Origin of the sequence: Poseidonibacter ostreae, from assembly GCF_009208075.1 — a bacterium.
GTDB lineage: Bacteria > Campylobacterota > Campylobacteria > Campylobacterales > Arcobacteraceae > Poseidonibacter > Poseidonibacter ostreae.
On the sequence record NZ_WFKJ01000008.1, the window covers coordinates 1 to 13224 of the forward strand.

Sequence of the window (13224 nt, forward strand, 5' to 3'; positions counted from 1 at the left end):
TTTATATCCAGGAGAAAGTCCCATGCAAAGCCACATCATCTCAATATTACGTTTAAGTTCACGTTCAAGCTTTCTAGAACTTCTGATACTATTAAGATATCCATAGAGGTAAATCTTTAAAAGTAGTGCTGGATGATATGCTGGTTGACCTTCAGAACCACCGTTACAAGTAAATACTCCAACAGCAGATAAATCTATACTATCGACATAGCTGTCAATAGCTCTTACTGGATTATTTTCATCAACATATTCATCTAAACTGGGAGGGAAAAGAAGTTGTTGATTACGGTTTAATCCTTCTTTGTAGTTCGGCATGTTAGGCCTTTTTGTTAATCTTTGATATCTATATTTTAGCTAATTTGTTGTTATCAATGGCTTTAGTTCTTTCACAGTCTCTGTACATTATTGAACATGTTTTAAATTTAATGTTTCTTGAGAGTGTACTTTCTATACATGTGATCTTCATTAATAAATTGTTTTATTTCATTTAATGAAATAATAGTTGTTAGTTTTTGTAGATTATCTTCATTGTAAAAGATATTAGCATTTAGAATAAGAGAGGATAGTTACACACAAAAGTATTGGAGTTTTAAATATATAATTGTAAATAACACACATTAGTATGTATTTTATACAAGATAGATAATCATAAAGCAGCAATGTTAGAGTAAAGACTCAGTTTTCATTGTTCCTTTATAATTTGCTAAAAATATTATATCAAAAAACTTTTTTAAAATCTATTATTTATTTTCTAACTCTTTCATAACATCACATATCTCATTTTTTAAATAATCATATTTTTTTGCTTTTTCATAATAATCTAAAAAAGGCTCAACCCAATCTGGAACTGCTATAGCTTTACCATTATCTTTAATAAAACCCCAATTATTAATTGTTGAATAAGATATATTAGAAATTCTAGAGAATACATTTAATGAAAGTTCTAAGTTTTTTAGTTTTAAATTAAATTGACCTTTTGTCATAAACATCCTTATTTATCTATATTAGTAGTATTATAGCATAAAATTAACTGATACAGATAATGACTACTTGACAGAACATACTAAATTAGGTTATAATTTCATTAAATATATCCAATATGGATACACTAGGAGCTATAATGAAAGTTTTAACAGTAATCGGAGTTCTACTTTTATGTTATTTATTATTGATGTTTATAAATTATATAAATGAGAAGACTTATAAAAAATACAAATTTAAATGTATAGAAATGGACTTCTTTATTGTCTATGCAGTTATTACAGGTATTGCATATTATGGAAATAGTTGGTATTTAAAAGAATTAGCAATTGATGGTGACATTCTAAATGGAATATTACTAATGATATTTGCTGCAGTTTTATTTATATTTATTTTAGTATTAAATATAAAACGTACAACTTTCTTCGTTGGTATAGGAATTACACTACTACAAACAATTATATATGTTCCATTAGCAGTAGTATCATTTTTTGTATTGTTACTTGCCCTGGCTTTCTTTTCACAAACAAAACCTGTTTATGTAATAAATAAATAAGGAGTGAGTTATGAATAAAGTAAAAGAAGAACAGTATTCATATCTCTCATTTAAACTAAGATTAAAATTATTGAAGTTATTGCTTTTAATTTTTCTTCCAATAATTACATCATTTTGGATTAGTATTGATTCAGAAATAAGAACTGCAAAAATAAAGGAGAAATAATATGAGACCATTAGGTTTATTAGATAGATTGATATTTAAACTTTTATATAAGATCAAAGAAAAATTCTTTGAGAAGTTTCTTATGTATATTCTAATTATTGATACAATAACTATCGTTATCACCAGTTCATATAATTCATCTATCCTTACTTTATTCATAATCAGTATGGGGCTTTTATTAACTGAGTATTCGTTTATAGGTAATGATTTTAAAAATGAGTTTCAAAGATATGAAAAATATTTAGAATTAAAAGAAAAAAGAGCATCATCATAAATGAATTAAATTATAGAATAGTTTTCAATAAAATTGAATATTCTATTTATTTTTAGATTGAAAAGTATATTTTTAAAGCTCTAATCAATATTTACTATATAAGAATCAGGAAATTATATATCCTGAAAACTTATAATTCGTAATTAATTTTGGAATATTACCCAAACACTTGAAACTAAAATATTAAAATCTTTTATACTCTAACTAATCTCATTAAAGGCTCAAAAGAATATAATGCAGATCGAGTTCCTGATGATTCATCTTGAACTTTCAGTAATCCTTCCTCTATTAATATTTTAGGAAATCTTTTTGCTGTTGACTTAGGAATTCCACTTTCATTAATAAATTTACTATTTCGAAACAAGGGGTTTGTAAAGACAAAGTCTAAGGCATTTAAACTATATTGAGAAGAGAGAACTTCTCTAAACTTTTCTTTCATCTCATTATATAAATTACTAATACTTTCCGCGATTTCTAAATTTTTTATTGACTGTTCTTCAATTGCTTGAAGGAAAAATATACACCAATCAGTCCAATTATTTTCTAGAGATACATTTCTCATTTTTTCTATATATATATCTTTATTTTCCTCAAAATAACCACTTATATAAAAATGTGGTTGAGATATTACTCCTGACTTCCAAAGCATAAGAGTTATTATCATCCTTCCAATTCGTCCATTTCCATCTTTAAATGGATGTAATGCTTCAAATTCTATATGCGCTATTGCTGTTTTTAATAGTAATATTTCATCTTCTTCATTTATATATTTAAATAATTGCTCCATTCCATCATTCAATTTTTCTGGACTTATAGGAATAAATGAGATATTTTTTTGGGCTTTATCCCCTAAATAATTCTGTGCTGTCTTATATTCTCCAGGAGATTTTTTTGCACCACGACCAAATGATAATAACTCTTGATGTGCTGATTTAATTAAATATTCACTTAATGGATATCCTGTATCAATTGCTTCTTGAGCCGATTTTAATGCTTTTTGATATAAATTAGTTTCTATTACATCAGATCGAACCATTCCTTTTGTATCTGTTGATCCACCAAAATCTGCCTCGTATTGTAATATCTCATCTACTGTACTAATTGTTCCTTCCATACGAGAGGAAACTACTGCTTCTTTACTTCTTAAAGGTGCCAATAAGATCTCACTATTATGCATTTCTTTAATCATTTGATCAAATCGTGCGATTGCTTCTGTTGACTTGACTAATTGTTTCATTAATTTATGATAATCTAGATTCTCAGGAGGAAATTTATCATAATGGTACTTAACCGCATTTTCTAAATTTAATTCTTTTATCATTCTATACCTTAATCTAATATTTTAGTTGTTAATATTTTAGTAAATAATATCTTAAAGGATCATTGTGTTTAAGATAACTTATTTTATGATCCACAAGATCTCTTCCGGTGCACCAATGATCTTCTATCTTCTCTGTAGTCTATATTTTTAGATCTATGATCCACAAGATCTCTTCCGGTGCACCAATGATCTTCTATCTTCTCTGTGGATTATATCTTTAAATCTATGATCCACAAAATCTCTTATCTGAAGGTATAATAAGTTTTTATTATCGTCGATAAAGAAATATTGTAGATTCATGTTAGATATTGGTATGATCATAATCCAAACAGAACACTTTAGAGATAAAATCTTAAGTATTCAAGTAATAAAGCTAAATTATCTATTATTCATTGAAGAGAAAAATATTTTTTAAGTTGGAAATAGGTTGGAAAGTATATTTTAATAGACATAAAAAAAGCCCGACCTAAACACTGCAAACAGTGATTAAATCGGGCTTTTAGATGGTACGCCTGGAGGGATTCGAACCCCCAACCGCCGGGGCCGAAACCCAGTGCTCTATCCAGTTGAGCCACAGACGCGCTTTAAATAAGGAAAGAATATTACCACATAAAAACTTATATACCTTTTAGGTGAGAATATTTCTTTGTTTTTTAGTAAAAAATATTATCTAATACAATTAAAATAAAGAAAACTATTCCTAGATATCCATTTACTGTAAAGAAAGCTTTATCTATTTTTGTAAAATCTTTATTTACTAAATAATGTTCATAACTTAGCATCACTGCACTTATTATTACTGCTAAATACGCAAAAGCTGAGCTCTCTGAGTTTATTACAAATAGTAACCAAAAGACTACTGTTAAAATATGAAATACTTTTGATATAAGCATTGTCTTTTTAGCACCAAATTTTGAAGGGATTGAGTGAAGATTTAATTTTTTATCTACTTCGATATCTTGCAAAGAATAAAGTAAATCAAATCCTGCAACCCAAAACATCACTCCAATACTTAAAAAAATTGTCCATAAAGGAATAGTCTCTAGAACTGTTACAACGCCAGCAATTGGAGCAAGTCCTAATGATATTCCTAATATTATATGTGCAAGATATGAAAATCTTTTAAAGTAGGAATAAGAACCTATTACAAATAAAATTGGTATTGATAAATATAGAGCTAAATCATTTACAAAATACGCAATTAATATAAATCCAAAAGCATTTGCTATTGTAAAGACAAGCATTTGAAAAGCTGAAATCCTTCCATCAACATTTGGCCTATTAACTGTTCTTGGATTTAAAGCATCAATATCTCTATCCATATATCTATTAAATCCCATTGCAAAATTTCTAGCAGTTAGTGCTGCAAAGATTCCTAGAATCATTAGTTTAAATCCAAACCAACCATTTGCTGCAACAACCATTGCAATAAAAATAAAAGGTAGTGAAAATATAGAATGTTTGAACATTACTAGTTCATTAAAATCATTAAGTTTTTTTAGCAGTTTTTCCATGGAAAGGATTTTACCTAAGAATAATAAAAAGGTAAATTAAGATAAAAATAAATAAAGACTAAAATTCGTCTTTATTTATATATGTTTTATTGCTCTTGATATTTAGTATTAGCAATTCTACTTTTTTGTGTTGCTAAGTAGTTTGATACTTCAGTTGCTGAGTTAAATACTTCACCAATAACTCTTCTATTTTGTGCAGCACCTGATTCAGTGTTATTGTTATATAATGGTGTTGATTCACCAAATCCCATAGCTCTTACTTTAGACGGACTTACACCTAATCTAATTAATTCAGCTCTTACTTTAGTAGCTCTTCTATTTGATAAATCATAATTATATTTAGCACCTGATAAAGAACTTGTATGTCCTTCAATAACTGTATATAAATCTGTTTCTTTTAAGAATTGAGCATATTCTCTTATTTCTTTCATTTCTGATGAGTCCGCATATACTGTAGATGCATTTTTAAATTGAACGTTCAAGTCCTTTACCATAACACAATCAGCAGCACTTAAAGATGCAGCTCCGATAAATCCAACTAATGTTGATACTATAATTTTTTTCAAATTTTTCTTCTCAAATTTATAATAAATGTAATATTATCATGTTTAAACTTATTTTAAAGTAATATTTTTAATTATTTAGATAGGATTTATAAATTATTTAAAAAAGGATCAAAATGTCAAAATATTTAAGAAATTCTGCGATTTTAGCAACTGCTGCTGTTATTGGAATGACTGGTTGTACATCTAAAGATACAATGGGAACTTCTTCTGATAAAGTTATTCAATTACAAAAAGAAATTGATGCGCAAAATGCAAAAATCTCTCAATTAGAAATGGATAAATCAAAAGCTTTATCTTCAATTAATGCAATGAATGCAGAATCAAAAGATTCAAATGCTGTAAGTAATTCTCTAGTTCCTGCAAATGCAAAAGCTGGTGAATGTTACGCAAAAGTTTTAGTTCCTGCAAAATATGAAACTAAAAATATTCAAAAAATGTTAAAAGAAGCTAGAACTAATATATCAATTACTCCTGCAACTTATAAAGTTGTAGAAAAAAAAGTTACTATTAGAGAAGCATCTTCAAAATTAGTTGCAGTTCCTGCTACATATAAAACTATTACAGAAAAAGTTTTAATTAAACCAGAAACAACTAAATTAGTTGTTGTTCCAGGTACATATAAAAATGCTTCTCAAAAAGTAATGGCATCTCCTGAATCTTCAAGAATAGTTACAGTTCCAGCTACTTATAAAACTGTAAAAGAAACTATTATGGTTGAACCAGAAAAAACTAAATTAGTTACAGTTCCTGCTACATATAAAACTGTATCTGAAAAGATTTTAGTAAAACCAGCTTATACTGCATGGAAAAAAGGTAGAGGTGAAATTGAAAAAGTTGATAACTCTACTGGTGATATTTTATGTTTAGTTGAAATCCCAGCTGTTTATAAAACACTTACTTCAAAAGTAATTGATAAACCAGCATCTACAAGAGCTGTTAAAACTCCTGCTGTTTATAAAACTGTAGAAAGAAGAGTTGTTGCAACTCCTGCTACTACTAAAGAGATTAAAATTCCAGCTACTTATAAATCAGTACCAACTCAAGTTGAAGCAACTCCTGCTACTACTAGAAAAATTGTTATTCCAGCTGTTTACAAAATGGTAACTAAAAAAGTTGTTGCAACTCCTGCTACTACTAAAGAAGTTAAAATTCCAGCTGTATGCAAAATGGTTAAAACAAGAGTAGTTGCTACTCCTGCAAAAGAAGTTAAAACTAACATTCCAGCACTTTATACTAATGTACCAACAAAAGTTAAAGTTGCAGATTCTTACCTTAAATGGCAAGGAATACTTTGTGAAACAAATACAACTGCTAACGTAGTTTCAGATTTACAAAGAGCATTAAAAGCTAAAAAATTCAACATCACTAAAATTGATGGTGTTTATGGACCAGAAACAAAAGCTGCTGTACAAGCATACCAAAGAGCAAACAAATTAAATGAAGGTGCTCTTACATTAAAAACTCTTAAATCTTTAGGTTTATAGTATAATTAAAACAAAAAGCTTAATTGCTTTTTGTTTTTAAGTAAAAAAGAAAGAAAACTCATGAAAATATTAAAACTTACTCTATCTATTCTATTCATCTTTACACTATTTACAGCTTGTGCTTCAAAAACACAAACTCATGTTGTAGAATCAAATAATGAAGATGTTTCAAACTTATTAAAAACTTTAATTGAAAAAGAAAAAGAAATTAACAAACTAAATCAAACTTTAGAAGATTGTAAAAATAAGAAGATTCAATAGAAAACTAAAAATAAGATTGCTTTCACAAGAGTTTTGCTAAAATCTTTTTATGAAAGAAATCGCAATTATAGGCTCAACAGCATCTGGAAAAACAGGTTTATCTTTAGAACTAGCATATAAAACAAACTCAATAATATTATCACTTGATTCATTATCTGTTTACAAAGAAATAGATGTAGCATCCGCAAAACCTACAAAAGAAGAACGTGGAGATATTATTCATTTTGGAATTAATGAAGTTTTTCCAAATGAAGAGTTTGATGTTATTCAGTTTATTAATTGTTATAAAAAAGCAAAAAAGTTTGCCCAACAAAATAATAAAAACCTTATAATTGTTGGAGGAACTGGCTTTTATTTAAAAAGCTTAATAGAGGGTATTTCAACAGGCGTTGATTTTAAAGTTAAACTTGACTCTAATGTTGGTGAAGTTTATGATTTATTATACTCTTTAGATAAAGAGTATATGTCAAAAATTGAAAGAAATGATAAGTATAGAGTTGAAAAAGCTTATGCAATTTATAAAAAAACAAATCTAACTCCAAGTGTTTATTTTAAAGAAAATCCAAAAGTTCCAATTGCGAAAGATTTAAAACTCTTTGAAATACTTTGGGAAAAAGAAGAACTTAAAAAAAGAATTGCTCAAAGAACTTCTATGATGATGAATGATGGAATCATTGATGAAGTGATTTATTTAGAAAAAAAATACACTAGAAAGCCCAACTGTATGTCATCAATAGGAATACTAGAAACTTTAGAATTTTTAGATGGAAAGTTAAATAAAAAGCAATTAGAAGAAAAAATTGCATTAAATACAATCAAACTTGCAAAAAGACAAAATACTTTTAATAAAGGGCAATTTAAAAGTAATAAAACATCAAATATTATAACAAACTTAAATTCAGATATTATTAAGTATTTTTAGATATAATCCCGCTTCAAAGAGTTTAATAAAGGGCAACATAGACTTGACCTTTTGTTTTACATTAATTATTATAAGGAATATGGCGTGAAAAAAGATATACACCCAGATTACAAAACTTGTACAGTATCTTGTGCTTGTGGTAACTCATTTGAAACTAAATCAAATGTTGAAACTATGAGAATAGATATTTGTTCAGAGTGTCACCCGTTCTTTACTGGAGAGCAAAAAATTGTTGATGCTGCTGGTAGAGTTGAGAAATTCAAAGCTAAATATGCTGCTGCAGCAAAATAGTTTACTATTATGTTGTGCTTAGTTCCTACTCCAATTGGTAATCTTGAAGACATTTCTAAAAGATCTCTTCAACTTTTACTGGAGGCGGAACTAATTTTTTGTGAAGATACACGAGTCACAAAAAAACTACTTTCACTTTTAGGTGAAAAAAATAATCTAGACTTTAAAGATAAAGAGTACAAATCTTATCACTCTCACAATGAAAAAAAAGTCCTAGAAACATTATCAAAAGAAACTTTTACTAAAAATGTTGTTTATGTAAGTGATGCAGGAATGCCTTGTGTTTCAGACCCGGGAGCTACGCTTGTTGATTACTGTATAAAAAATGATATAAAATATGATGTATTACCTGGTGCAAATGCTGTATTAACTGCATATGCAATGAGTGGATTTGTCAGCACAACTTTTTCATTTCATGGTTTTTTAGACCATAAAGGAGCATCAAGAGCTTCTAAATTAAATGCTATTTTAAATGATGATAAATTAGGAATTCTTTATGAATCACCTCATAGACTAGCAAAACTACTTGAAGAGTTAAAAAAAGAAGCTCCAAATAGAACAATATTTTTAGCAAAAGAAATTACAAAACTACACCAAACAACTTATAAAAACACTGCTTCAAATCTTTTTGAAGAGTTTAAAGATATAAATATAAGAGGGGAATGGGTTGTAGTTATAGAACCTCTAGAGATAAGTGGTACACATCTTGAATTAAAAGATATTCAAGACCTTGATTTAGCTCCTAAAATTAAAGCAAAACTTATTTCAAAACTTACAGGACAATCTACAAAAGAGGTTTATCAACAACTTTTAGATAAAATCTAGCCATGATAATATATGGAAAACAAATCGTACTATACGTACTAGAGAATCACCCAGAATTAATTGAAGAAGTTTTTCTTTCAAAAGAGATAGATAAAAAACTTTTCTCAAAGTTTGCAAGTTTAAAAAAAGTAATCTACAAAGTAGATAACCAAAAAGCACAAGCGCTTGCAAAAGGTGGAAATCATCAAGGTTTCTTTTTAAAGTTAGTTCAATTTAATTATGCACCAATTAAAGAATTCAAAGATATGAACTTTATCTTAGTTTTAGATGGAGTTACTGATGTTGGAAATATTGGAGCAATCGCAAGAACTGCTTATTCAATGGGTATTGAAGGGATTATTGCTTCAAATATCAAAACTATTAACAACGCTGGAATTGTAAGAACAAGTTCTGGTGCATTACTTGATTTACCATTTATGGTACATCCAAGATCTGCCGATTTATCAAGTGAGTTAAGAGATTGTGGCTTTACTTTAATAGGTGCAACAACTGATGGTGTTGACTTAAAAAAATACGGTAAAATCGAAAAAACTGATAAAGTTGCACTATTTTTAGGAAGTGAGGGAGAAGGTATTTCTCCTAAGGTTGCTAAAAAACTTGATTTAAAAGTATCAATTGCAATGGAACATGAATTTGATTCGTTAAACGTATCAGTAGCTGCTGGGATTTTAATTTATAATTTAAAAAGATAAGAGATTTATTATGATAAAAAAATTAATTTTAATAATAGCTTGTAGTATAGCTTTAAATGCAAATGTAAATACACAAATTAGGGATATTTTAGGTCCAAGTGCATATAGTACGCATAAGAACCTAATAAACTATATCTTTAAGGGCTCTTCAGCCTCTGGTAACTATATTGCATTAACAAGTAAATTACAAGCTAATGGATTATTAAAATTAAAATATCGTTCTACAAAATATATAGATGTATCATTTAAAATAAGTGATACACCTAAAAAATCTTTATTAATTTTAAAAGATGCACTTAGGTCTTTAGGTCACTATTACTATCTTGTTCAAGATGCTAGATATGATGAAAACAGCTTTATTTGGAATATAAAACTAAAAACTGAAGCCGCCATTAACCCTCTCCGATTAGCAAAAGCACTTGCGAAAAATAATTGTCAAGTAAGCTATATTAAAAGAGAGGGAGCTTATAGCTGGAGATATTCAATAAATAGTGATAATTCAAATATTAATAAAGCAGAAGATTTAATAACACAGAATCAATTATCACTAAAGAAACCACTTAGACCTTATTTATTAAAAGTTTCAAATACAAACAGTTTGAAAATAACTTCTAATAATGGGAATAGATGGCATCCAGATGTTGTTTTTTATGATAATGATTTAAATATTATAGAAAACTTTAAAGATGATAGTTTACATCAAACTTTAAAAGTTGATGTACCAAATAATACAACATATATAAAAATAAATGATTTGTATTCCCTTGCTAATTTAAAGCGTGGGATTAGTATTACTAAGGAGTAATAAGTGTTTGATGAAATAGAGTTTGAAAGAATGAAGCGACTTCCAAACTACGTGTTTGCAGAAGTTAATAATATAAAAATGGAAGCAAGACGTGCTGGTGAAGATATTATAGATTTTTCTATGGGGAATCCTGATGGTCCTGCACCACAACATATTATTGATAAGTTAAAAGAGACTGCCGATAAAGCAAAGAACCATGGTTACTCTGCAAGTGCTGGTATTTATAAACTAAGACTTGCTATTTGTAATTGGTATAAAAGAAAATATGGGGTTGATTATTTAGACCCTGATAAACATGCATGTGCAACAATGGGTTCAAAAGAGGGTTATGTTCACTTAGTTCAAGCAATTGTAAACGTTGGTGATGTTGCAGTTGTACCTGATCCTACATATCCAATTCACTCATATGCATTTATGTTAAGTGGAGCAGCTATTCATAAGTTTGAGCTTTCATTTGGAAGTGATTTTAAAGTTGATGAAGATTTATTTTTTAAAAGACTACAAAAAACTTTAGATGAATCAATTCCAAAAGTTAAATATGTATTAGTTAACTTCCCACACAATCCAACTTGTGCAACAGTAACAGAAGAGTTTTATCAAAGATTAGTTGATATGGCAAAAAGAGAAAGATTCTATGTAATTTCAGATATTGCTTATGCAGATATTACTTTTGATGGATATAAAACTCCATCAATCTTTGGGGCAAAAGGCGCTCTTGATGTTGCAGTTGAATCATTTACTTTATCAAAGTCATACAATATGGCAGGATGGAGAGTTGGATTTATTGTTGGAAATGAGAAACTTGTAGGTGCTTTAAAAAGAATCAAATCATGGCTTGATTATGGTATGTTTACACCTATTCAAGTAGCAGCAACTGTTGCTTTAGATGGTCCACAACAATGTGTTGAAGATCATATTGAAAAATATAGATTTAGACGTGATGTTATGATTGATGCATTTAAAGATGCAGGTTGGGATATGGATGTTCCAAATGCTTCTATGTTTATTTGGGCAAAAATTCCAAAATGTGCAGAGCATTTAGGAAGTATGGAATTCTCAAAACAATTAATTACACATGCAAAAGTGGCAGTTAGTCCTGGTATTGGATTTGGTCACTATGGTGATAATTACGTAAGAATTGCACTAATTGAAAATGAAAAAAGAATTAGACAAGCAGCAAAAAATATAAAGAAATATTTAAAATCATTAGAAAAATAGAATAGGAATAAAAATGTTAAAAGTAGGAATTATTGGAGTTGGAACTGTAGGAGCTAGTGTTGCAAATATTTTAAGAGATAATAAAAATATTATTACTGCACGTGCTGGTGTTGAGATAGAACCAGTTCTTGGAGTAGTTTCAAACTTAAACAAACAAAGAGATGTATCTATTAAGCTAACAGACAATATTGATGAAGTTTTAAATGATGATTCAATTGATATTGTTGTTGAACTTATGGGTGGTATTGAAAAGCCTTATGATGTTGTAAAAAGAGCTTTAGAAAAAGGTAAAGCAGTAGTTACTGCAAATAAAGCCTTACTTGCTTATCACAGATATGAACTTCAAGAAATTGCAGGAGATACTGCTTTTGAATATGAAGCAGCAGTAGCTGGTGGAATTCCAATTATTAATGCATTAAGAGATGGATTAACTGCAAATAATATTGAATCAATTAAAGGTATCATGAATGGTACTTGTAACTATATGCTTACAAAGATGATTGACGAGGGTGTTGATTATGAAACTATTTTACAAGAATCTCAAGATTTAGGGTACGCTGAAGCTGATCCAACATTTGATGTTGGTGGTTTTGATGCTGCTCATAAATTACTAATTTTAGGATCAATCGCTTATGGAATTGATGCAAAACCTGAAGATATCTTAATTGAAGGTATTCAAAATATTTCACCTGAAGATATTGATTTTGCAAATGAGTTTGATTATTCAATTAAACTTCTTACAATTGCTAAAAAAATAGGAAAAGAGATTGAACTTAGAGTTCATCCGGTTTTAATTCCAAATAGTGAGATGATTGCTAAAGTTGATGGTGTTATGAACGGTGTTTCTGTTATTGGTGATAAAGTTGGTGAAACAATGTATTATGGACCAGGAGCAGGAGGTGATGCTACAGCATCTGCTGTTATTGCAAATATAGTTGATATTGCAAGACGAGGTAAAGGTTCTCCTATGCTTGGTTTTGAAACTTCTTATGGTGAAGATTTAAAACTGATGAGTAAAGATGATATTAAAACAAAATACTATTTAAGACTTAGAGTTGAAGATAAAGCAGGAGTTTTAGCAAAAATTGCAACTATTTTAAGTGAATATGATATTTCAATTGAAAAAATGATTCAAAAACCACTTAATAAAACTTGTGCTCACCTTTTACTTTCAACTCACACGTGTATTGAAAGTGATATAAATAAAGCATTAGCTAAAATTGAAGCAACAAGCTTTGTTACAGCTAAACCTGCAATGATTAGAATAGAAGACTAAACTCTTCTTTTCTAATTCTTTTAAATAATTTAACTACATAAAGTTCTAACTCTTACTTTTTACACTATAATC

General features: G+C 28.5%; 17 protein-coding genes and 1 tRNA gene. 12 read left to right on the top strand and 6 right to left on the bottom strand.

What is annotated here, in order from left to right; genetic code table 11:
- Both GBG18_RS03970 and GBG18_RS03975 read right to left on the bottom strand, forming a co-directional pair.
- Window positions 1-315, bottom strand: a 315-nt coding sequence (locus GBG18_RS03970) for a transposase (protein WP_193311067.1), incomplete at its 3' end; no start/stop codon positions are given.
- A 425-nt stretch (window positions 316-740) separates the two neighbouring features.
- Window positions 741-983, bottom strand: coding sequence for a hypothetical protein (locus GBG18_RS03975; protein WP_152188612.1), 243 nt, complete (start codon window positions 981-983; stop codon window positions 741-743).
- A 137-nt stretch (window positions 984-1120) separates the two neighbouring features.
- On the opposite strand from GBG18_RS03975, the gene GBG18_RS03980 reads away from it, so the two are divergent.
- From GBG18_RS03980 to GBG18_RS03985, 3 genes are read left to right on the top strand one after another with little or no spacing between them, the layout of a single operon-like run.
- Window positions 1121-1537, top strand: a complete 417-nt coding sequence (locus tag GBG18_RS03980; RefSeq protein WP_152188614.1) for a hypothetical protein — start codon at window positions 1121-1123, stop codon at window positions 1535-1537.
- 10 nt (window positions 1538-1547) lie between these two features.
- Complete coding sequence (locus tag GBG18_RS15295) at window positions 1548-1703, top strand: hypothetical protein (RefSeq protein WP_193311068.1); 156 nt, start codon at window positions 1548-1550, stop codon at window positions 1701-1703.
- 1 nt (window position 1704) lies between these two features.
- The gene (locus GBG18_RS03985) at window positions 1705-1977 is read left to right on the top strand and encodes a hypothetical protein (protein ID WP_152188616.1); all 273 of its coding nucleotides are present in this window, start codon (window positions 1705-1707) and stop codon (window positions 1975-1977) included.
- A 193-nt stretch (window positions 1978-2170) separates the two neighbouring features.
- Here GBG18_RS03985 and GBG18_RS03990 read toward each other — a convergent pair whose 3' ends face one another.
- The 4 genes from GBG18_RS03990 to GBG18_RS04005 form a co-directional block, all read right to left on the bottom strand.
- On the bottom strand, window positions 2171-3298 hold the full coding sequence (locus tag GBG18_RS03990) for a Fic family protein (protein ID WP_152188618.1): 1128 nt from the start codon (window positions 3296-3298) through the stop codon (window positions 2171-2173).
- A gap of 504 nt (window positions 3299-3802) precedes the next feature.
- Window positions 3803-3879, bottom strand: a tRNA-Arg gene (locus GBG18_RS03995).
- A gap of 72 nt (window positions 3880-3951) precedes the next feature.
- Window positions 3952-4812, bottom strand: coding sequence for a menaquinone biosynthesis prenyltransferase MqnP (gene mqnP / locus GBG18_RS04000; protein ID WP_152188620.1), 861 nt, complete (start codon window positions 4810-4812; stop codon window positions 3952-3954).
- Window positions 4813-4898: 86 nt separating this feature from the next.
- Entirely contained in the window at window positions 4899-5378 is a 480-nt protein-coding gene (locus GBG18_RS04005) for an OmpA family protein (protein WP_152188622.1), read from the bottom strand.
- A gap of 113 nt (window positions 5379-5491) precedes the next feature.
- Between GBG18_RS04005 and GBG18_RS04010 the strand changes: the two genes are divergently transcribed.
- The 9 genes from GBG18_RS04010 to GBG18_RS04050 all read left to right on the top strand — a co-directional run bounded on the left by GBG18_RS04010 (window position 5492) and on the right by GBG18_RS04050 (window position 13152).
- Complete coding sequence (locus GBG18_RS04010; RefSeq protein WP_152188624.1) at window positions 5492-6862, top strand: peptidoglycan-binding domain-containing protein; 1371 nt, start codon at window positions 5492-5494, stop codon at window positions 6860-6862.
- 60 nt (window positions 6863-6922) lie between these two features.
- Entirely contained in the window at window positions 6923-7123 is a 201-nt protein-coding gene (locus GBG18_RS04015) for a hypothetical protein (RefSeq protein WP_152188625.1), read from the top strand.
- Window positions 7124-7172: 49 nt separating this feature from the next.
- A complete protein-coding gene (gene miaA / locus GBG18_RS04020) occupies window positions 7173-8045 on the top strand; it encodes a tRNA (adenosine(37)-N6)-dimethylallyltransferase MiaA (protein ID WP_152188627.1) in 873 nt (290 codons plus the stop codon).
- An 84-nt stretch (window positions 8046-8129) separates the two neighbouring features.
- Window positions 8130-8336 (top strand): 50S ribosomal protein L31, encoded by a 207-nt coding sequence (gene rpmE / locus GBG18_RS04025; protein ID WP_152188629.1) that lies wholly within the window; start codon window positions 8130-8132, stop codon window positions 8334-8336.
- 9 nt (window positions 8337-8345) lie between these two features.
- A complete protein-coding gene (gene rsmI / locus GBG18_RS04030; protein ID WP_152188631.1) occupies window positions 8346-9161 on the top strand; it encodes a 16S rRNA (cytidine(1402)-2'-O)-methyltransferase in 816 nt (271 codons plus the stop codon).
- A 2-nt stretch (window positions 9162-9163) separates the two neighbouring features.
- A complete protein-coding gene (rlmB, locus tag GBG18_RS04035) occupies window positions 9164-9853 on the top strand; it encodes a 23S rRNA (guanosine(2251)-2'-O)-methyltransferase RlmB (RefSeq protein ID WP_152188633.1) in 690 nt (229 codons plus the stop codon).
- Between the two features lie 10 nt (window positions 9854-9863).
- Window positions 9864-10658, top strand: coding sequence for a hypothetical protein (locus GBG18_RS04040; protein ID WP_152188635.1), 795 nt, complete (start codon window positions 9864-9866; stop codon window positions 10656-10658).
- 3 nt (window positions 10659-10661) lie between these two features.
- A complete protein-coding gene (locus tag GBG18_RS04045; RefSeq protein WP_152188636.1) occupies window positions 10662-11876 on the top strand; it encodes an LL-diaminopimelate aminotransferase in 1215 nt (404 codons plus the stop codon).
- Between the two features lie 13 nt (window positions 11877-11889).
- Window positions 11890-13152: a homoserine dehydrogenase gene (locus GBG18_RS04050; protein ID WP_152188638.1), complete on the top strand. Its 1263-nt coding sequence runs from the start codon at window positions 11890-11892 to the stop codon at window positions 13150-13152.
- The last annotated feature ends 72 nt before the right edge of the window (window positions 13153-13224 follow it).

Coding starts and splice junctions, on each gene's coding strand:
- rlmB (WP_152188633.1), top strand. CDS start 9,164: ATGATAATATATGGAAAACAAATCGTACTATACGTACTAGAGAATCAC.
- GBG18_RS03975 (WP_152188612.1), bottom strand. CDS start 983: ATGACAAAAGGTCAATTTAATTTAAAACTAAAAAACTTAGAACTTTCA.
- GBG18_RS03985 (WP_152188616.1), top strand. CDS start 1,705: ATGAGACCATTAGGTTTATTAGATAGATTGATATTTAAACTTTTATAT.
- mqnP (WP_152188620.1), bottom strand. CDS start 4,812: ATGGAAAAACTGCTAAAAAAACTTAATGATTTTAATGAACTAGTAATG.
- GBG18_RS04015 (WP_152188625.1), top strand. CDS start 6,923: ATGAAAATATTAAAACTTACTCTATCTATTCTATTCATCTTTACACTA.
- GBG18_RS15295 (WP_193311068.1), top strand. CDS start 1,548: ATGAATAAAGTAAAAGAAGAACAGTATTCATATCTCTCATTTAAACTA.
- rsmI (WP_152188631.1), top strand. CDS start 8,346: ATGTTGTGCTTAGTTCCTACTCCAATTGGTAATCTTGAAGACATTTCT.
- GBG18_RS03980 (WP_152188614.1), top strand. CDS start 1,121: ATGAAAGTTTTAACAGTAATCGGAGTTCTACTTTTATGTTATTTATTA.
- GBG18_RS03990 (WP_152188618.1), bottom strand. CDS start 3,298: ATGATAAAAGAATTAAATTTAGAAAATGCGGTTAAGTACCATTATGAT.
- GBG18_RS04050 (WP_152188638.1), top strand. CDS start 11,890: ATGTTAAAAGTAGGAATTATTGGAGTTGGAACTGTAGGAGCTAGTGTT.
- GBG18_RS04040 (WP_152188635.1), top strand. CDS start 9,864: ATGATAAAAAAATTAATTTTAATAATAGCTTGTAGTATAGCTTTAAAT.
- GBG18_RS04010 (WP_152188624.1), top strand. CDS start 5,492: ATGTCAAAATATTTAAGAAATTCTGCGATTTTAGCAACTGCTGCTGTT.
- miaA (WP_152188627.1), top strand. CDS start 7,173: ATGAAAGAAATCGCAATTATAGGCTCAACAGCATCTGGAAAAACAGGT.